At 36.1% G+C, this 21,118-nt stretch carries 19 protein-coding genes; 6 read left to right on the forward strand and 13 right to left on the reverse strand.

Translation table 11 applies throughout. The features are described from left to right. Positions 1-71: 71 nt before the first annotated feature. The 7 genes from OU989_RS20065 to OU989_RS20095 form a co-directional block, all read right to left on the reverse strand. Positions 72-1,547: a PH domain-containing protein gene (locus OU989_RS20065; protein WP_274797386.1), complete on the reverse strand. Its 1,476-nt coding sequence runs from the start codon at positions 1,545-1,547 to the stop codon at positions 72-74. After that, positions 1,540-2,019, reverse strand: a complete 480-nt coding sequence (locus OU989_RS20070; RefSeq protein WP_274794685.1) for a PH domain-containing protein — start codon at positions 2,017-2,019, stop codon at positions 1,540-1,542. The genes OU989_RS20065 and OU989_RS20070 overlap by 8 nt, the downstream gene beginning before the upstream one ends. Positions 2,020-2,151: 132 nt before the next feature. Continuing rightward, positions 2,152-3,666 carry a degradosome RNA helicase CshA gene (locus OU989_RS20075; RefSeq protein ID WP_274794686.1) on the reverse strand — a complete coding sequence of 505 codons (1,515 nt, stop codon included), beginning with the start codon at positions 3,664-3,666 and terminating at the stop codon, positions 2,152-2,154. 353 nt (positions 3,667-4,019) lie between these two features. Then, the gene (locus OU989_RS20080) at positions 4,020-4,712 is read right to left on the reverse strand and encodes an alpha/beta hydrolase (protein ID WP_274797387.1); all 693 of its coding nucleotides are present in this window, start codon (positions 4,710-4,712) and stop codon (positions 4,020-4,022) included. A 73-nt stretch (positions 4,713-4,785) separates the two neighbouring features. Then, positions 4,786-6,153 (reverse strand): UDP-N-acetylmuramoyl-tripeptide--D-alanyl-D-alanine ligase, encoded by a 1,368-nt coding sequence (locus OU989_RS20085; protein WP_274794687.1) that lies wholly within the window; start codon positions 6,151-6,153, stop codon positions 4,786-4,788. Positions 6,154-6,164: 11 nt separating this feature from the next. Further along, positions 6,165-7,244, reverse strand: coding sequence for a D-alanine--D-alanine ligase (locus OU989_RS20090; RefSeq protein WP_274794688.1), 1,080 nt, complete (start codon positions 7,242-7,244; stop codon positions 6,165-6,167). Between the two features lie 244 nt (positions 7,245-7,488). After that, positions 7,489-8,241, reverse strand: a complete 753-nt coding sequence (locus OU989_RS20095; protein WP_274794689.1) for a hypothetical protein — start codon at positions 8,239-8,241, stop codon at positions 7,489-7,491. Between the two features lie 354 nt (positions 8,242-8,595). Here OU989_RS20095 and OU989_RS20100 point away from each other — a divergent pair, with 354 nt between their 5' ends. Next, a complete protein-coding gene (locus OU989_RS20100; RefSeq protein WP_274794690.1) occupies positions 8,596-9,783 on the forward strand; it encodes an FtsW/RodA/SpoVE family cell cycle protein in 1,188 nt (395 codons plus the stop codon). 59 nt (positions 9,784-9,842) lie between these two features. Here the strand turns inward: OU989_RS20100 and OU989_RS20105 are convergent, their stop codons facing one another. Continuing rightward, entirely contained in the window at positions 9,843-9,980 is a 138-nt protein-coding gene (locus tag OU989_RS20105) for an Lmo0850 family protein (RefSeq protein ID WP_004232019.1), read from the reverse strand. Between the two features lie 356 nt (positions 9,981-10,336). Between OU989_RS20105 and OU989_RS20110 the strand changes: the two genes are divergently transcribed. Both OU989_RS20110 and cls read left to right on the forward strand, forming a co-directional pair. Then, positions 10,337-11,497 carry an MFS transporter gene (locus tag OU989_RS20110; protein ID WP_274794691.1) on the forward strand — a complete coding sequence of 387 codons (1,161 nt, stop codon included), beginning with the start codon at positions 10,337-10,339 and terminating at the stop codon, positions 11,495-11,497. Between the two features lie 361 nt (positions 11,498-11,858). Beyond that, positions 11,859-13,316: a cardiolipin synthase gene (cls, locus tag OU989_RS20115; protein WP_274797388.1), complete on the forward strand. Its 1,458-nt coding sequence runs from the start codon at positions 11,859-11,861 to the stop codon at positions 13,314-13,316. A 52-nt stretch (positions 13,317-13,368) separates the two neighbouring features. On the opposite strand, the gene OU989_RS20120 is transcribed toward cls, so the two are convergent. From OU989_RS20120 to OU989_RS20135, 4 genes are all read right to left on the reverse strand, one after another. Next, complete coding sequence (locus OU989_RS20120) at positions 13,369-14,151, reverse strand: M15 family metallopeptidase (RefSeq protein WP_274794692.1); 783 nt, start codon at positions 14,149-14,151, stop codon at positions 13,369-13,371. A gap of 158 nt (positions 14,152-14,309) precedes the next feature. Continuing rightward, complete coding sequence (locus tag OU989_RS20125) at positions 14,310-14,558, reverse strand: hypothetical protein (RefSeq protein WP_274794693.1); 249 nt, start codon at positions 14,556-14,558, stop codon at positions 14,310-14,312. 55 nt (positions 14,559-14,613) lie between these two features. Further along, complete coding sequence (yidC, locus tag OU989_RS20130; RefSeq protein WP_274794694.1) at positions 14,614-15,375, reverse strand: membrane protein insertase YidC; 762 nt, start codon at positions 15,373-15,375, stop codon at positions 14,614-14,616. 176 nt (positions 15,376-15,551) lie between these two features. After that, positions 15,552-16,346, reverse strand: coding sequence for a helix-turn-helix transcriptional regulator (locus tag OU989_RS20135; protein WP_274794695.1), 795 nt, complete (start codon positions 16,344-16,346; stop codon positions 15,552-15,554). A gap of 505 nt (positions 16,347-16,851) precedes the next feature. Here OU989_RS20135 and OU989_RS20140 point away from each other — a divergent pair. The 3 genes from OU989_RS20140 (at position 16,852) to OU989_RS20150 (ending at position 20,635) form a co-directional block, all read left to right on the forward strand. Beyond that, entirely contained in the window at positions 16,852-17,502 is a 651-nt protein-coding gene (locus tag OU989_RS20140) for a LytTR family DNA-binding domain-containing protein (protein WP_274794696.1), read from the forward strand. A 348-nt stretch (positions 17,503-17,850) separates the two neighbouring features. Further along, positions 17,851-19,371: a succinyl-CoA:acetate CoA-transferase ScpC gene (locus tag OU989_RS20145; protein ID WP_274794697.1), complete on the forward strand. Its 1,521-nt coding sequence runs from the start codon at positions 17,851-17,853 to the stop codon at positions 19,369-19,371. Positions 19,372-19,492: 121 nt separating this feature from the next. Continuing rightward, entirely contained in the window at positions 19,493-20,635 is a 1,143-nt protein-coding gene (locus OU989_RS20150) for an MFS transporter (RefSeq protein ID WP_274794698.1), read from the forward strand. Positions 20,636-20,652: 17 nt separating this feature from the next. Here the strand turns inward: OU989_RS20150 and OU989_RS20155 are convergent, their stop codons facing one another. Continuing rightward, positions 20,653-20,961 carry a hypothetical protein gene (locus tag OU989_RS20155; RefSeq protein ID WP_274794699.1) on the reverse strand — a complete coding sequence of 103 codons (309 nt, stop codon included), beginning with the start codon at positions 20,959-20,961 and terminating at the stop codon, positions 20,653-20,655. Between the last annotated feature and the right edge of the window lie 157 nt (positions 20,962-21,118).

Genomic DNA, 21,118 nt, shown 5'->3' on the forward strand with positions numbered 1-21,118 from the left:
AGCAGAAATAGTTTTTTGTATCTAAAAAAGCCAATCCTACCATAAAATTGTAAGAATTGGCTTTTTGTTAATTAATGTTCATACCACGTTAAGATCTTTTCCGCATCTTGTTGCTCAAGGCTTGATACACTTCCTTTTGTACCTGTTGCCCCTGACATTACTGTTGCTTTAATAGACATAACATTCTTTCGTTTTTGAAAGAACGATTGTGTACTTTCAATAGACTGTATTCGTTTTTTCTCCATGATCAATGTAATTCGACTAAATACTCGATACTGCATAGCTAGTTGTTTTCCATTAATTTGGAAACCCGCTGTTTTATGTTGCCATATACCAAGTAGTATCGTTAATGGGATTAATAGCAACGACAATAGTCCATATGGATAAAAGAAATAACTACATGCACCTATAACAGGGACTAACCAAATAAAATCAATACGATAAAAGAATGGTCTCGCCTTTTTTGGTGATCGAATAAATGTTGGATTCCAATCCATATCTGGGAAAAGCTGCTCTAATGTTTGCAAACAATCATGCTTCTTAATAAGTGGAAACAACGTAATTTTTTTATCATTTCCATCTTCACCGTTACCTCCAGCACTTTCTACAACCACCGTAGCAAATCCTGTTAATTGACGTAATGGATTTTCAACAATACGAATGGCTTGAATTCGATTCAATGGCAGCGTTATACGCTTTTTCTCTAAAAGACCTTTTGTGATAATCAGTTTATTATCTTCAATACGAACCGTGTAATTATAATAGTTAATCAATGTTATGACCACCGATACAACCCAAGCTACAATTAAAACCAACATTACCGTTAACGCTATTAAAAATGCACCGACTTTCACAAAGTCAGCTAACTCATGAAAAACTGTTTCATACGGTATAATATCGGAAAACTGTGAGGCAACAGCTGCAAGACCTGACAGTACCACGCCAATTCCACCAGATGTTGTTGCTAATACGAGTAAATCACGCATGGACATATGGTAAATCGTTGGAGTTGATCTAGCTTCCTCCATGATCTGTACTTGCTCTTGATCATCCCGTTGTAGAACTGTTTCATTTTTAGCGCGACGCATTTCTAATTCAATAACATCTGCTGCGGCTTTGCGAATGGCTGTTAGCTCGACCTCAGGTTTACCTCCCTTACTACCAGCCGTTTCTACTTGAACTTTCACTAAACCAAAAAGACGATGAAAAATACCCTCGTTGTAATTTAAGCTTTGAATGCGTTCAAATGGAATATAACGCTTCTTTTTAACAAATAACCCATATGTTACACGTAACTCCCCGTCTTCAAACCAGTAAACAAATGTCCGCCATTTTATAATTCCCCCAATGAGCGCAAGAAGGGCCGCGACTCCCCACACTCCGAAAAGTAAAATCGTATCAAAAAAATGGTCACTACGGAAGTTTAAAGAAAAATTAAAGCCGTTACTTACGATAATAATCACAATTGGTAATATCATACTTTTTAATGCTTTGACGCTCGTAATCACAGCAGATATTGGATGTAAACGATTAATCTCCTTAGACATCATCTTCAGCCACCCTTGCTAAATCAGAGATACGAGCACGAAGTAAATCTGCTTCACCCATTACAAGTGCTGGAATCGTATGTACAGTTGCTGCTGTTGAGATAGAAATATTACCTAAGTCGTATTTTTTTAAAATCGGCCCTTGTGTCGTATCAACATGTTGAACCCGAACCATTGGGATTAAAGTCCGTTTCACTACAAATAAACCATGTTGTACTTCAATTTCATGTTCTCGGACCTCATAACGCCATCGTTCCCATCTTATTTTTGGGAATAAAAATATGGATAATATGGCGCTTAGTATTACTACTGCACCAGCAACGAAATAAATAAATGATGGCCAATCAAAATAATAAGTACCGTAGCTTACTAGCCCCGCTATAATGAATAGCACCAATGTTTGTATGACTCCATATAAACGCCACACAGTTAGCCCTTTTCTGGATATTTGATGAATCGGTTGTGATCTCATAGTCGTTCCCCTCGCTTTCTTCATTAGGTATACGGATTTAGTTACCTTTTTGTTTCAACTATAGCCGAAAAAAACCTTACAGCCAATAAGACTGTAAGGTTTAACATAAAGATTACGTATATTTGATTAAGATTAGTCTTCGTGACGGCGTGGAGAACGAGAACGACCTTGTCCACCTTCACGACGTCCGCCTTCACGGCGACCACCTTCGCGACGGCTATTGCGGCGATCTCCACTGCGAGCATTGTCACGACGTCCGCCATAGCTACGGTTACTGCGGCCACGGTCACCACCACCACGATTATTGCTAGAACGTTCACGTCGCATTGGTAATGGACGTTCTTCTGTGATTGTTACCGGTGTATCATCAGGCTCTTTCGTTAACGAGCGAAGAGCAGCTGCCACAACATCAATTGCTTCATGATTTTCAAGTAATTCCGCTGCAAATGTGCGGTAATCACCTAAATTATTATTAGCAATAAGACCTTCAAGTGTTTCTACAGCTAAACGTTGTTGACCTTCTAATGCTTCATCAGATGTTGGTGGACGAAGTGGTGTCATACGTTTTTTCGTTGTTTCTTCTACAATACGTAAGTAACCCATTTCACGTGGAGTAACAAATGTTACAGCAAGACCTGATTTACCCGCACGGCCAGTACGTCCGATTCGGTGAACATAAGATTCTGGATCTTGAGGGATATCAAAGTTGTAAACATGTGTTACACCAGAAATATCAAGTCCACGAGCTGCTACATCTGTCGCAACAAGAATATCAATTTTATTTTCTTTAAATTGACGTAATACAGAGATACGCTTCGCTTGACTTAAATCACCATGAATACCTTCAGCTAAATATCCACGAATTGATAGGGCCTGTGCAAGCTCATCTACACGACGTTTTGTACGACCAAAAATAATCGCAAGCTCTGGCTGGTGAACATTTAAAAGACGAGATAAAATATCGAACTTTTCACGTTCAGCTGACTTAACAAAATATTGATCAATATTGTCTACAGTCAATTCTTTCGCTTTAATTTTCACAATTTCTGGATCGCGCATAAATGTTTCTGCAATTTTACGGATTGCTGGTGGCATTGTTGCTGAGAACAATAATGTTTGACGCTCAGCAGGCACGTTTTCTAAGATCGAATTAATATCATCGATAAAGCCCATGTTTAACATTTCATCTGCTTCATCTAATACTAATGTTTGAACATCTTCTAATTTTAACGTACGACGATTAATATGATCAATAATACGTCCTGGCGTACCAACAATGATTTGAGGTCTATTTTTCAGTGCACGAATTTGACGGCCAATTTCTTGACCTCCGTAAACTGATAATAATTTTACGCGTTTGTCATAACCAATTTTATATAGCTCTTCAGAAACTTGAATAGCTAACTCACGAGTTGGTGCGATGACTAACGCTTGAATATTAGGGTTTTTTGGATCGATTTTTTCAATTAGTGGAATCCCGAAAGCGGCAGTTTTACCAGTACCAGTTTGTGCTTGACCTAATACGTCACGGCCTTCAATCGCAAAACGAATAGTACCTTCTTGGATTGGTGTTGCTTCTTCAAATCCCATACGCTTTACTGAGCGTAATGTAGATTCGCTAATATTTAATTCTGAAAAATTTGTCAAACTTCTCAATCTCCTTTTTTTCCTTTTAAGTTGACAAATGGTTACATTTTCAGATGAAGTTGTCGGCAAATTCGAGCCTGTGTAGTGGAACGTTTCCGTTACTTAAAAATTTTCTCTACATGATAGTTCATATAGAGCTCTCTTATATGAAAAGGAAAGCCCGGTCTTTACCGAGCGGTTCGATTCTGTCGTAATTATTCACTTTAGAATAAAACCGTTATGTTTCAAAAAAAAGTACTCTTCAACCAAATATGAAGAGTCTTCGCACAAAATGTATCCATTGCTTACACTAGTCTAACATGGCTTTAAATCGTATGCAACGATAACGCATGAGTCGTAATAATCTGACTACTTTACTCACCCTTTAAAAACATTAAAACTTGAGGAAACCATTCAGAACAATCTTCTTCAAAACATATATGATGCTTACCTTTATCAGAAAAATACAAGTTTTTTTCTTTAGAGGATAATTCATCAAAGAGAAATTGTGCCGTCTGGTAGGGTACTATTCCATCCATTTTCCCTTGCACGATATAAACTGGAATTTGAATATGCTGATAATAAGGTTCCACCATTTTAACCAATTTCATAAATTCTATTGTTGACGCTAATGGTACATTGTTAAACTTATGTTGATAGCGTAAAAAAAGTTCATTATTCGTTAAATTATGATGATAGGCTTCAGAAGCTAACATTTTGAAATCCTTTACCAATTGTTTAGGGCTTACATATTTAGCAGCGGCACTCAGCAATACGAGCTTTTTTACTCTATAGCGCTTGGCCAAATATAACGCGATAATCCCTCCCATCGAAAAACCAACAATTATGACCTCATCAACTTTTTTTGCTAATGACCGGAAGGCGAGTTCAGCATCCATTAACCAATGCCTTGCAGTAAACCCACTCATATGTAATTCTTCTCCATGGCCTGATAATGTAGGCTCTTCAACTAACCAATCTGTATGTGCCCGTAAGTATGCTGTGAATGGCTCCACCTCATAAGGACCACCTGAAAAACCATGTATACTTAGTACACCTACTGACAACATCCTCACCTCGTTTAACAAAGATAAACTATATGAATAAATCGGTGGGTTTGATCCCACCGATTCATTAATACTATAATGCAAATGCTTTTAAAACTGTCTCCAATTTCATACCACGTGAGCCTTTCAGTAAAACGATAGAGGATTCATTTGCTTGCTTTAGCTTTTCAATAATAGCCGAATAATCATCTTCTACATACAGTAACCGTTGTGCATCAAAGCGCTCTTTTAATACTTTATAAAGATGTGCCATACGAGGACCAAATAAACAGATATAATCTATTTCCTGCTCATTTATATGCTCCGCTAGTTCTTCATGAAAACTTTGTTCATTTGGCCCTAGCTCTAACATGTCTCCTAATACAAGCCATTTTTCAGGACGAATAGTTGAAGTAGCCATAAATTGAATAGCGGCTTTCACCGAGGTTGGAGCTGCATTATAGGCATCGTTTATAAAGAGAGCACCATTCGATCCCTGTACTTGTTGCATTCTCATGTCTGTTAACACTACATGCTCTAAGGATGTACGAATTTGTTCATTGCTTAAACCAAGCTTATGAGAAATTAGCATCGCCACTAGTGTATTTTTCACTTGATGCTTGCCAAGAACTGAAATAAAGAAATCACCCTCAATTATACCGTGCGTTGTGAAGTTACTTCCATCTGCATTGGCATGAATATTCTCAGCATATAAAAGATTACTTGGGTCTAATCCAAATGGCACTGACTGTAAGTGTGACTCCTTAGCTACTAACTCCTGTAACAGTGGTTCGTCTCCATCATAGAATAAAAGGCCATCTGGCTGCATTCCTTGAATAATTTCAAACTTCGCTTTCGCAATACCTGCTCGTGATCCTAAATCTTGCATATGGGCTTCACCGATATTTGTTATAACTGTCATATGAGGACGAGCAAGCTTAGATAAAAATTCAATTTCCCCAAAACCACTCATACCCATTTCAAGGACAGCTACATCAGTATCTTCATCGAGTTGTAAAACTGTAATTGGTAAACCTAATTGATTATTAAAGTTCCCAATAGTCTTTTGTACTTTAAAAAATGGAGCAAGTGTCCCTGCTAAAATATCCTTTGTTGATGTTTTACCATTTGACCCTGTTATGCCTATAAATGTTGCTTTATGTTCGTTACGATACGCACGTGCCATTTCCTGCAAAGCTAACTCTGGGTCATCCACAAATAATAAAGGGACCCCTTCTGGTGGATTTGGCTCGTCTTTTTGCCATAGAGAAGCTCCAGCACCTTTCTCAAATGCTTGATTCACAAACTGATGCCCATTTGAATGCTCTCCACGGAATGGTACAAATAAATCGCCCTGTTGAATTGTTCTTGTATCAATGGATATACCTGATACAACTGTGTCACCTAAAACTGACACATCCTCATTTAACCATGCAGCTAATTGTTTTAATGTTTTTTTCACAATAATCCCACTCAGTCTTTTTTATAGTGAAGCTGTTGTTTTTCTTCAAAACGTTCAATCGCTAAGGTAATTAGACGATCAATCAGCTCTGGATAACTCACATTTGTATGTTGCCATAATAAAGGATACATACTGACAGGTGTAAAACCTGGCATTGTATTTACTTCATTGATAAAAATGCTATTATCTGCTGTTACAAAAAAGTCAGCACGAACTAATCCACTACCATCTATTGCTTTAAATGCACGTTTCGCCAGTTCCTTTAAGCTAGATACTGTTTCCATCGGAAGCTCAGCAGGAATAATTAATGCTGTGGAGCCGTCCTTATATTTCGAATCATAATCATAAAATTCAGTAACTGGTTTAATCTCACCTGGAACAGAAACTTCAGGATAATCATTTCCTAACACGGCTAATTCAACCTCTCGAGCAGTGATTCCTTGCTCAACTACAATTTTACGATCATATTGTAAGGCAACGTCAATTGCTTTTACTAATTCTTCACGGTTTATTGCTTTGCTAATTCCAACACTTGATCCTAAGTTTGCTGGCTTTACAAACATCGGCCAATTTAATTTTTCTTCACAGCGTTCAATAATTACCTGTTGCTCATTCTTCCATTCGCTACGAATAAAATACGTATAGGGCACCTGCGGTAACCCAGCAATTTCAAATAATTGCTTCATTACCACTTTATCCATACCAGCAGAAGATGCTAAAACACCATTCCCTACATACGGTAGATTTAGAACCTCAAGTAAACCTTGCACCGTTCCATCTTCACCATTTGTACCGTGTAGTAATGGGAAAATAACATCAAACTGCACCATCTTGCCATGCTTATCAATTAAAAAATCAGTAATATTATTCTCTAAAATTGTGGTTTCATCACCAAATTGTAATTCTTCAATTGTACTAACAGGTTTTTCTAAACGTTCACCACGTCGCCATTCCCCATCAGATGTAATGAAAATCGGATATACTTCATACTCCTCGAAATTCAAAGCTCCTGTAACTGCACGAGCTGTCGATAAGGACACCTCATGCTCCGCTGACTTTCCGCCGTATAATAAACCGATTCTTTTTTTCATTTTTGTGCCCTCCACATACTTCTTGAGTACTATTAGTTTATCATGAAACGTCTTGACAAATGACATAAAAATCTCACCGTAATTTTGACGGTGAGATTTGAGTGTACTTTTCAACGTTTATACCTTGGCCTCATTGCGTCTGGATTTTGTCCTGTCTAGATCCACACTTCAAAATCTATCACATCTGCCAACAGTTTATCTTCATTTGATTCAGATATAAAAACATCTGCCTTTATTATGAAGATTAAATAATATAAATCAATTCATCATGCTCCGTTTTCAATATGGTATTTAAGTCATCCCAAACTTCATCGGGAAAGGAATATTCTGATAGGTTACGAACTTCTATCCCGTAAGCTGCTTTTGGTTTTTCAATCCTATACAAAGATAATAACGCTCCATCTTTAGCAAAGGATCGATAAGAACGTAAAAAGTCGGGCGATATGGATGGAATACTCGATTTGACCTTTCGACGCCAAAAACCAGTACTCCGCTCCTTTTCACGAATTAAACTATTAAAAACATTTGCAACTAGTAAATCCGAATCACTTAAGTGCCGGAAATAGATTTTAGTCATTTTTTCTAAATCTGAAGAATAATAAACGAATCTATTTTGTAATTTGTTAAAAAATGCAGACGTAATCGGTTCTTTTTTATGACTTATGTAGAGCAGTTCTCCTTGTTCCATCGGTGTTAGATGATCTAGCCTCTTTTCGTCCATAAAATCAACCCAACACAATTCCTTCGATTCTGCTGATTTTTTCACAAAACGAGGAACCTCTTCTTCCAGTACATACTCAAACTGTGTATGCATATTAAAAGAACCGTCTTCATAGGAATGTTTTAATAACAGTAAGTGATGCAGTGGTTCAAGCGCAGCCACAAATTGCGAGAATTTTAACCCGCTAAAAATGACAAATTTATCGACATCGTTCATGTGAACATAAATATGATACATAAAATCATCAGCTGACTTTAATTTTTTAGCCACAACCATCACCCCATTCTTCAATACATTATAAGACTAAACATCATTTTTTTGAAACATTTTATGTTAATTGTCGTCACAACTATATACGCAGGCATAAAAGTGTTTTTTGCGTTATAATAGGAATGTTAAACATGCATTTGCATACAAATTTAAGACTACTCATTGAGTACAAGTATTTGCTTAAAATTCCATTGACAATATTCAAAGCAAATTGCAAGCTTATCAGTGGATGAAGGTTATTTTTTCACCAATACCTAACTCCTATAAATTGCTCTCTTCTTTGAACAATTATAAACGAAATAGGAAGAAACGCATCACATTTACTCATACTGAGATACTATTTTAATTTAGGTGGCTTTTATGGAAAATAAACGAAATTTCGCAAATCGTTTTGACTGGACCCTTGCTTTTATTCTTTTCACTTTTCTAGTCATTAGTTTGTTAGCTATTGCATCTGCACAAACATCAGGTCAGTATGGCATTAACTACGTACCAAAACAAATGCAATGGTATATAATTGGTGCCGTAATTATTGGCATTGTGATGTTTTTTGAACCAGATCAATACAAAAAAATGTCATGGTATATGTATGGAGCAGGGATTGCCTTATTGGTACTGCTTATTTTTATGCCTGAAGGAGAAGGCCAAATCGGTGCACCCGTTAATGGTGCTAAAAGCTGGTATCACACACCGATTGGAAATATTCAGCCTTCTGAGTTTATGAAAACCTTTTACATTTTAGCACTAGCACGATTGATAAGTAAGCATCATGAAGTTTATTCATTAAGATCTTTAAAAACTGATTTTTTACTACTTGGTAAAATCGGTATCACATTAATCGTACCTTTAGGGATTATTTTAAAACAGCCTGACCTTGGTTCAGCTCTTGTATTCTTAGCGATTACTGCAGCACTCATCATTGTAGCGGGTATCTCTTGGAAAATCATTCTTCCTACATTTTTAGGTGGCGTGCTAGCAGGTGGTTCACTATTGTGGATGGCACTTTACATGCAGGATTTCCTTGAGAAAACATTTGGCTTTAAAGCTTACCAGTTTGCTCGAATTTACTCCTGGCTAGATCCCTATTCCTATTCATCTAGTGATGGCTATCATTTAATTACATCGTTAAATGCCATTGGGTCAGGTGAAATTTTTGGTAAAGGTTTTCGAAATCGAGAAGTATATGTAGCAGAAAACCATACCGATTTTATTTTCACAGTAATTGGTGAGGAATGGGGTTTTATTGGAGCTAGTATTGTTATTTGTATTTTCTTCTTATTAATTTATCACTTAACAAAAACAACACTCTTATTAAAAGATCCATTTTCAACATATGTTTGTGCTGGTATTATTGCTATGATTACCTTCCACGTTTTCGAAAATATAGGAATGACAATTCAATTATTACCTATTACAGGTATTCCGCTTCCGTTTATTAGCTACGGAGGAAGTTCTTTAATGGGAAATGCTTTAGCTATTGGTCTTGTCTTTAGTATGCGGTTCCACTATCGCACATACATGTTTACAACACATGATGAAGATGAATAAACATATAGAAAAAGGGAAGTCTCTTACATGGAGACTTCCCTTTTTCTATTGTAAACGAGTTAAGCTTGAACTTGCGGTGTCTGCGTTGGTGGTGTGAGCACTTTTAAAAGTTCTAGTCGAGACTTTGTTACAGTGGCTGTTACACCCAACTTAGATAAATTCGAAACAATCTTTTTCAAATCTACTTCTTTCGTCATACATTCCACCTCAATCTTTCCTCGATTTTATATAACGTTTTATTTACAAAAAAGTTTCATTTTTCTAAGAGTAGATGTCTGACAAATTTATCATAGCACTTAACTTACATAAAATTTTTTTCAATTTTGTTACATTGTAAATTTTTTATACCCATCACTCTTTACTACCAAACATATTTAAACTGCCCGAAGTGGCTTTATTTTATTCACTGACTTGCTCTTTTGTTTTAAGCGGCACCTCTTTCCTACCGATTCATTACTCATTATCCAAAGATCTCCCTCCACATTCTTGTAATCGCAAGATTAAGAAGGTTAGAATATACATATTGAAATATCGTATGAAAGCAGGGAACTGTATGAAGAAGGCAATTTTATTATTGATGTCTGTTCAATTCCTCGTCTATCTTGGATTTGGCATTATTATTCCTGTCTTACCAGAGGTGATTGTACAGCAAAATTGGCATGATCTCCACGTTGGTGGATTATTAACTGTCTACTCACTTGCAAGTTTTTTCACAGCACCATTTTGGGGCATGCTATCCGATAAGGTAGGGCGTAAACATTTAATTTTAACAGGTCTTGTTGGATTTAGCCTTAGCTTTGTTATTTTTTCATTATTTATTGATAACCTGACTATTTTGTATGTCTCTCGTATTATTGGTGGTTTATTTTCAGGAGCATTATATACAGCAGTAACAGGATTTATCGCAGATATGTCCAGTGAAGAGGATCGTAATAAATATATGGGCTTTATGGGCATGTCCATTGGTCTTGGTTTTATTTTCGGTCCAGCAATCGGTGGTATGCTAGGACATTATAGCTTGCAATTACCGTTTATCGCTTCCGCAATATTAATTGCACTATTATTTATTTATGCAAGTTTCGTCTTAAAAGAACCAGAAAAACGAAAAGATTCGAATAAACGTGCTATTGTGCCAAAAGGCGCTGGTAAAATGCTACAATACCGAGTGCGTTACCTCTTTCTGTTTTCATTTTTAGTAACCTTTATGCTAGCTGGTGTTGAGGCTACATTCCAATTATTCCAAATCGAAAAAATTCACATTACACCATTGCAAATTGGGTATTTATTTATGTTTAGTGGCTTTGTTGATGCTGCAATTCAAGGTGGCGTCGTTCGGCGTATAAAAAACGGTAGCGAGACAACCTGGTTAATCGGCGCACAAATTGTAACAGCTATAGGAATGCTTTTATTCACACTAACTACTAACCTTTTTATGGCTGGCCTAGCCCTTTGTGTCTTTACAGCTGGTAATGCACTTGCTAGAACATGTGTGGTATCGCTCTCCTCTAAAGAATCTGGAGGACAATATGGTACTGCCGCAGGGCTCTCCTATTCAATGGATAACTTAGGTCGTATTCTCGGCCCACTCTTTTTCACTTGGCTATTTACAGTACAAGCTAGTCTTGGTTATTATACCTCGGCAGTGATTGCTATTTTGTCGATAAGTCTTATTTATATATATAAGGCATCAAAAAAATCATTGCGTTATGAATAGTTTTGACTTCTACAGCATATTTCGTATTGCTAAGTCATGATTACAATTCTATGCAAGTGCTTATGTTTAAACAAGATTATCATGCACAATGCTTTCTCCCCTCTCCTGTTCTGATAGGATGAAGAAAATAGCTAGCCATGCTCTTATTTTTTAAATGGAGATATCAAGCTACTTCAAGCTGAAATGTGTTATCATTGGAGATTGGTTTTGGATTAGGACTTGATTAAGGTGTTGGAGTATCTTTGATCAGTTTCCGAGCTACGCCATTTCCATATGATCTAGCCATTTCGTATCTTCTTTCCTCTTTTGAAGTAGGCTATACTAAAGTATGTTGTTAACAATAGTAAAGGCAGGTGTAGGAATGAGCATTTTTACAGATATACAATATTTAGTCCCTTTAACTTTATTTTTTAATATTTTATTAGCTATGACCATCATTTTTTTAGAACGTAAAGATGCTACCTCTACTTGGGCGTGGATTCTCGTACTATTTTTCCTGCCATTAGCTGGATTTATTTTGTACCTATTACTCGGAAGACAGTTACGAAGAAAACATTTATTCCGTTGGGAAGGACGTAAGGATATTGGGATAGACAACCTTATTACTTACCAAATGGAAGCCATTCGTGATGAAACATTTGAATTTCGCATTGCAAATGCCGAAAACTATCAAGAGATGATTTACATGCACCTCAGAACAAATAATGCGGTATTAACCCAGGACAACCATCTAGATATTTTTGACGATGGTGCCGATAAATTTGAACAACTCCTTAAAGATATTGAAGCAGCAAAAGATCATATTCACATTCAATATTATATCTTCCGCCTTGATAACTTAGGTACTCGTATCGTCAATGCACTAACTAAAAAAGCAAAGCAAGGTGTCAAGGTACGTCTTCTCTACGATGAGATGGGGTCACGTAATGTGAAAAAGCGCAATTTTAAGGAATTGCTTAATGCTGGTGGTGAAGTAGAAGTTTTCTTCCCCTCTATTTTGCCACTCCTTAATCCCCGCCTAAATTTTAGAAATCACCGAAAAATAGTTGTCATTGATGGCCGAATTGGCTATATTGGAGGCTTTAATGTCGGTGATGAATACCTAGGGTTACAGAAAAAGTTTGGTTACTGGAGAGACACTCACTTACGCATTGAGGGAAGTGCCGTACATCCTTTGCAAACACGTTTTTTACTTGATTGGAACCAAGCAAGTGCACAACAAAAAATGGGTTACTCTGATCGTTACTTCCCTGCGATTCCTAAAAAAGGAGACGTTGGCTTACAAATTGTTTCAAGCGGACCAGATTCGGACTGGGAACAAATTAAGATCGGTTATTTAAAACTCATTAACATGGCTCAAAAATATATATACATTCAGACACCTTATTTTATTCCCGATGTAAGTTTTTTAGATGCCATTAAAATTGCTACGTTATCTGGCATTGATGTACGTATTATGATTCCTAATAAACCTGACCACATGTTTGTTTATTGGGCGACTTATTCCTATGTAGGACAGTTATTACGTGCTGGAGCGAAAGTATACATTTATGAAAAAGGCTTTATCCATGCAAAAGCCATCATTATTGATGACGAGGCATCCTCTGTCGGAACAGCTAATATCGATGTACGAAGCTTCAGTCTTAATTTTGAAGTCAATGCCTTTATTTATGATGCCAATATATCGCACCAACTTGCAGAGCTGTTTGAAAAGGATATTTTTGATTGTACGGAATTAACATGGGAAATGTACAAAAACCGCTCAGCACTTATTAAATTTAAAGAATCCATTTCTCGTTTATTAACACCTATTTTATAAAATAGAAAAAGGAAGAGAGCTAGTTCTTATAGAACCACTCCTCTTCCTTTTTTTATTTAACGCCCAAATATTCTTCTAACGTAATATTTTGTTTTGCAATCTCTTTTGCAATATCTTTGCCCACATAGCGATAATGCCACGACTCATACATATAACCTGTGATGTTTTCTTTGTTTTGCGGGAATCGAAGAATAAAACCATAGTCTTGGGCATGAGCGAATAGCCATTGTCCTGCCGGTGTTTCTCCAAATTCTTCTGTCAGCCATAAATCTTCTTTTCCGCGCTCGCCTATATCGAACGCTAAACCTGTTTGGTGCTCCGAATAGCCTGGACGGGCACTATATCGATCTGCAGCTGCTTGTCCATCACGTTTAACATAGTTTTCATAAAGCGTTGTTTGATATTCAAATGATCGGTAACCACTAAATGCGACTAAATCAAACCCTTGTTGCTTGGCAGCAGCTAACATTTGATTTAGCGCTTGTCGTGCTTCTGGATTTTCCTCAGGTGCAAAAGTTGAAGGAAGCGGATAAATTTTATTCGCTAGCAGAACGCCCTTTATATAAGTTGGTTCAGTAGGTAATGTTTGATTTGGTAGATAGCCATTTTCATCAGGTTGTTGCTCTGGCTTTGCAGGTGTTTCTGGTTCTTCTTTAACTGGCTTCTCTGTTGCAGTAGAATCTTTCTCTGAATTATTTGTTTCTGTTGTTTTTGGTTGCTCATCCGCTGCATTATTAACTTGATTATTTTTATAGTTATAAACTACAAAAATAGCAACAATTAAAGCGATAGAAATGCAAGCACCAAGGATAAGCGGAAGACGATTGTTTTTCACTATTTATGCCCCTTTAATAATTATCAGGTATCCCAACGGATGATTTTTAAAAGGTTCATCCTGAAATACCGATTTTATTATATTACCTGTTTGATATAATCTCATTTTAGCACTGTTCACATTTTTAAGTGCAATTTTCCCACGCAAATCTTTACAGTTTAGTCTGTTAGAATAATGACAAATACTATTATAGAAGCTATGGCGAAAAAAATTGCCATATACTTCATCCATTTCGACTCTTTTACATAGCCCTGCTCTTCAAAACTCTTTGCTCTAAACCCGTTCGATAAGGTAAACATAATTGTCATTGCCAATACCGCAAAATTAAATTTCCCCATTATTATAAATACTAGTGCCGCAATACTAAAAATTGCAACAAAAATTGATGATAGCCACTTTCTGTTCATCTTGCTGTCCTCCTAAAAAAATCGAGGCAACAGAAGCGCCTCGACAACAATGAATTTATGATTTTGCTTTTTCGGGATGCTCCGAATAATATTTACGTCCAATATATGTTTGAATAATCAACAATGCACCACTGACAGACCAATATAGTGGTAGGGCCGCCATTGAAGACATCGAGATAAAGACAATCATAATTGGTGAAATATAAATAAACATTTTCATTTGAGCCTTTTGTTGTTCAGGTACAGTCCATAATGATACACGAGCTTGAACTAGATAAACAATCCCTGCGATAATGGTCATAACAATATCAGGTGAACCTAAGCTAAACCATAAAAACTCATGTGATTTTACATCTGTAGAATACAAAATCGAGAAATAAAGACCCATAATAATTGGCATTTGAATCAACATCGGTAAGCAACCCATATTGAGCGGATTAATGCCATGCTTTTGATACAGAGCCATCATTTCTTGTTGATATTGTGTTTGCTCTTCTTTCGTTTTAGCTTCTTTCATTTTTTTCTGAACAGCTTCCATTTCAGGTTTAAACGCATCCATTTTCGTTTTCATCAATTGTTGTTGACGATAGTTTTTCAACATAATCGGCATTAAGATTAAACGAATAAGAACTGTTATCGCAATGATTGCTAAACCATAGCTTCCTGAAAAAATATCATTCCCGAAAAATTCCAGTAAAAACTCCATAGGTTTTACAAAGATACTGTAGAAAAAACCTTCTTTGTTTTGCACAGCTTGACAGCCACTAAGAACAAAAACAGCCAGTCCAAGCATTGAAAATAGCTTCCAATTTTTCATTTTTCCACCTACTATTATTTATCAACTACTGTGAAGTATACCTTATAGGGTCTATCTTTATCAAATAGCAAGTGCTACTAATTCTCGTCACCATTCCATAAATTAATTCATAAAAAAGATGCGAGTTTTAGCTATGCTAATACGTTCGCACCTTTTCTTGTTCTATGCTCAATGTTTTAAACATTTAGTAATTCAGTCTCTGCCATTTCAAAACGGTAAAATTCATGATGTAGTTCATCTCTAAAATGCTTAGGCGTTACCCCAGTATATTTTTTGAAAATACGAGTAAAATAACTTTGATTACAAAAATGGAATTGATCGGAGATAGAAGTAATACTCTTGTTGGTATGTCGTAAGTAGTATTGTGATTCTTCTACACGTCGCACGTTTAAATACTCTACTAATGTAATGCCAACGTGTTCTCTAAAAATACGTGATAAGTGACTCGTACTTATATGAAAATTGTTAGCGATACTTTCCACTGTTAAATCATTTTCAAGCTCGTCATTTATATACATGATCACTTTGTTGACAGTTTGATGTCGGAAAGTCGGTTGTTTGCGATCTGCAATAAAGTAGACAAAGAAATCAATTAAATCATCAGCAAATTGTAAAAACTCTGCATCTTTCATTTGATTTTCTATCATATCGTTACAAGCAATATTAAAAGCAAAAGCTTTTTTCGAAGGCACTTGATTGTCCAGCAATTTACGGGCCACAATGGAGGACAAAACGGAAAAATAACTTCGAACAATTTTTATGACCTGCTTGCCAAAACGTATTGAAAGAATATCAATTAATTCATGCAAAGATTTTTTAGCTTTGGCAGATTCTAAATGGTAAATTTCAAAAATTAATTTCGACTCAATATTAAAAAATTCTTCGACACCGATATATTGATTAATATTATCGATTTCTTGGAAGTATCTTTTTGAAATCGTTTCTGACATAGAATGTTGATGTAGTTGCATAATCTTCCCCATCTTTCCTCAGAGTACACGAATTGCATGACAAAATTTGACACCAATCCTTACAAATTAAAAATAAGAAAATAGTATTTGTTAATTCAATATAAGAATTGAGTCCTATTTCACAATTTTTTATAAAAAATAACTCAAATATAACCCAACTAAAACACCAGATCTTAAAAAAATAGACTATACAGTGAATTTTACCATATTCTGCGAGTTCCTTTCAACCACATTTTAATTGCTACTCTAGTGCTAATTAATCACATAGGCATAGTAGAAACCTCGTAAACTTATCTCTAACAATTAAATTTTACCATATACCTATCAAAAAAAATTAGTCATTAAATAAATTAATTTACAAATTATACAAAACTTCTGACGTCATTCTAATGTGTCAATCGACATTTTTCTATTTTATTCCTAAATCTTCTCTATATAATTTATATGAATATGTAGTAAAATAGATGATAATACTATTTTTAAAAGTTTAGACGAGGTGTTTATAGTGGATCCAAAACAAATAGAAGAAATAATGGAGATTATTAAGGAATTCTTCCCTGAGAATACTTCCATTGCTATTTCTGATACCAATGAATATTTATATTACCAGCCAAGCAAAAAAGTTGATTTAAAAATTAAACCTGGTGACCCTATTAAAGAAGGTTCAGCCGCACACAAAGCACTAAGCTATGGTCAAAAAATTAGCTCTTACATCGAACCCGATGTATTCGGTGTCGCTTACTACGGAATGAGTATTCCATTAATGGAGGAAGGCGAAACAAAAGGAGCAATCACTGCTATCTTCCCGCAAAAACCATCAGCATTCTTAACAAACTACATTACAATCAAAATCGATGATTGCTGGTACCCAATTCAACATGATCAAGTTATTTATTTAGAAACACAACTCCGTAAAACATTTGTTAAAACAATGACTCGTGAAGGTTATCACCGTTTAAACCTAAGTGATTTAGAGCTATTTTTAGCACCTGATTCATTTATTCGTTGTCACCGCTCATATATCGTTAATATTGACTACATCGATGAAATTCAACCAGATTCACACTCAACGTTTTTATTAATTATGAAGGACGGTACTCGTATTCCTGTAAGCCAACGCTATGCAAGCTACTTCCGTCGTTCTTTAGGTTTCTAATTTCTATGTACAGCGAACAATTTGTAAATTGTTCGCTGTACTTTTTTACGAAAAAATTTAATTCCTTTTCTTTCCCCTCTTCCCTTTTTACATCGTTTTTATGTTGATATCCTCTAAATTTATACAGCTCTACAATAAAACGTTTTCTCTGTCGAAAAATCATCTTAATGCTCGATTTTCCTTTTTTTACTCAATTTAATGCTAATTCTAAAGTTTTTGTGACAATTTGGTGATAGTATTATTCAAATGGTTGGAGTCATACTACAACTGAATAAACAGAAAATTCATAAAGGTTTTTTCTAGTTTTGTAATCGGTTTCCATCAAAATTATTTAGGGGAGGATTTTTTATGGATGCAAATGTTCAAAAACGCCTAGGTTTAAAAGAACTTGAGAGTAAAATTGTTACTGCAGAAGAAGCAGCAGCACTTATTTCTAACGGTGATGTAGTTGGTATGAGTGGTTTTACTCGTGCTGGGGACGCAAAAGTTGTGCCAATGGCATTAGTTGAGCGCGCAAAAAATGAAGAATTCAAAATTGATGTATATACAGGTGCATCATTAGGACCAGAAGTAGACAAGTACTTAGCAGAAGCTGGTGCAATTCGTAAACGTGGACCATTCCAAGGTGACGCGGGTATCCGTAATTTAATTAACTCAGGAGATGTGCTTTATGTAGATGCTCATCTTTCACACAATGCTGAGCTAGTGCGCCAAGGAATTATTGGACCAATTAAATATCTAATTCTTGAAGCAGTTGCTATTACTGAAGATGGATTTATCATTCCAACAAACTCTGTAGGTAACTCACCAATCTTCGCAGAATATGCTGAAAATATTATTATCGAGTTAAACATTTCTCATCCAGAAGCGTTAATCGGTATCCACGATATTTATGTACCTGGTGAACAAGGTAACCGTGAAGCTATCCCAATGACAGATGCTATGCAGCGCCTTGGTGATATTGGTATCAAAGTTGATCCAGCAAAAATTAAAGCAATTGTTATTTCTGAAGAGCCAGATGCGCCTTCATTAATCGTACCACCAGATGAAGAAACACAAACAATGGCAAACATTCTATTAGACTTCTTCCGTGATGAAATTAAAGCGGGTCGTTTAACAAAACAATTAATGCCACTACAATCTGGTGTAGGTTCTGTAGCAAATGCCGTATTAGACGGTTTTGCAGATTCAGAATTCGAAGATTTAGTTGTTGCATCTGAAGTACTACAAGATGCTGTATTTAACTTGATTGACGCAGGTAAAGTTAAATTTGCCGCTGCTACTTCAATTACACTTACTGAAGAATTGCAGAAAAAAGTATACGGCAATTTAGAAAAATATGCTGACAAAATCTGCTTACGTCCACAAGAAATTTCTAACCACCCAGAGCTTATCCGTCGTTTGGGATTAATCTCAATCAATACTGCTCTTGAGTTAGATATCTATGGTAACGTAAACTCAACACATGTATCTGGTACTCGTATGATGAACGGTATCGGTGGTTCAGGTGACTTCGCACGTAATGCACGTCTAGGTATTTTTGTCACAAAATCATATGCAAAAGGTGGAGCAATCTCTTCTATCGTGCCTATGGTTTCTCACGTTGACCACACTGAGCATGATGTAGATGTAATCGTAACTGAGCAAGGTATTGCTGACTTACGTGGTCTAGCTCCAAAAGAGCGTGTACCTTTAATTATCGAAAACTGTGCACACCCAGATTACAAAGAACAATTATGGGATTACTACAACCGTGCAGTTGAAGCAACTGGTAACCACCAAACACCTCATATTTTAGAAGAAGCACTTTCTTGGCATGTAAACCTTGCTAAAAACAAAACAATGAAAAAAGAAGTTGCAAAAGCTTAATCACTACTTTTTAGGACGTCTAATAAGTCAAACTTATTGGACGTTCTTTTTTATTGGAAAATGCTATAATAGGACCATATGAAACTACCTTGCTAAACTGCTCGATTTCATTGGAGGAACTATGAAAAAATTTATCTATGTCATTATTTTCTTTTCATTTTTCGATCTTTTTACCCAGTTGCCTGTTATGAGTACATACGCTGAATCTCTAGGTGCCTCTGCATTCCTAACAGGTCTTGCTGTAGGTATGTATTCGCTGTCCAACACTTTTGGTAATATCATTTCCGGATTTTTAACAGATCGTAAAGGACCTTTTATCATCCTTATAACAGGTCTTCTGACAACAGGTTTATCGCTAACACTATATAATTTAATAGAAGAACCAATTGCTCTTTTAATTGTACGTTTTATCCATGGACTTGTTGCAGGCTTTATAGTTCCAGCTGCCTTTACCTTTTTAGCAAACGCTACTGAACAAGAAAAAAGGGGAAAGGGCAGTGCTATTTCCGGCGCATTTGTAGGGATTGCAGCAATTATCGGCCCTGCATTTAGTGGTATATTAGCAAGTCGAACAAGCGTCCCATTCGTTTTCAATATCACGGCAAGCTCTATGCTTATGCTAGGTATTCTAGCGTTCTTTATGTTGAAAACAAAGCAGGTACAAAGAGAAAAAGCAGAACCCAGTACATATATTTCGATCAGTGTATTTTTTAATAACACGGGTACATTAAAAGCCTTTTTAGGCGCATTCTTCTTAATGTTTTCTCAAGGTGTTATTGCCTACCTACTCCCACTAAAAGTTCAATCTTTAGGATTTGACTCGCGTTTAAGTGGAACTTTAATGAGCACCTTTGGTATTATTGCTGTCCTAGTTTTTCTATTACCAACTAACCGTATATTTGATAAGGTCTCACCACTCAAAACATTGTCCTTTGGTATAGGTTTAATGGGAATAAGCCAATTATTAATTAGTCAGGCTGATTCTAGCTCTTTACTATATATGGCGATGGCTTGCTATGGAATCGGATTCGGTTTCCTATTCCCTTCAGTAAATTCCCTACTAATTGACTCCACAACTGCTGAAGTACGTGGAAAAGCATACGGCTATTTCTATGCATTTTTCTCCCTTGGCGTAGTGCTTGGCTCCTCTTTACTAGGTTGGCTGTCACTGGGCATTATTAGCGGCTTTATCTTTACGGGAATAGTATTACTAATCTTCGCGGGAGTCATCCTACTTCCACACAAAAGACCTTCTCACGCATAGATGAGAAGGTTTTTTCGTTATTTTTCTTTTTCTTGAATTTCTTCATTATAGAAATGGACACCTGTATGTCCTCCGCCTTCAGCTACCATTTCATTTGAGGCAATCTTTGTTGGTGAGGTGCCTGCCTCTGTTGCAACCTCTGTTGAAACACGCTCCGCAATATTGTCATGCATTTCAGGACCTGCTGTAAGAAATGACTCTAACTTGGCTTTCAAACCATTAAACATTGTTAAAGCTTTATCACGATTCTCTTTTTTACTAAAATAAGATGCTGCTAATCCTGCTAATCCTGCAATGACAACACCTGTTCCTTTTCGTTTTGCCATGATTTATTACCTCCTAAAAATATAGAAACTAGCTCTGTAGTATAGTTTTTCCCTATTCTTAAAAGAATAAACATTATTTTTTTATAACCTCTAGCATATATATCAATGTATAGCTAAACCTTGCCTTGTTATCTAGTAACCATTTCACTATTTCTAT

The organism is Lysinibacillus irui (genome assembly GCF_028877475.1).
Classification (GTDB): Bacteria; Bacillota; Bacilli; order Bacillales_A; family Planococcaceae; genus Lysinibacillus; species Lysinibacillus irui.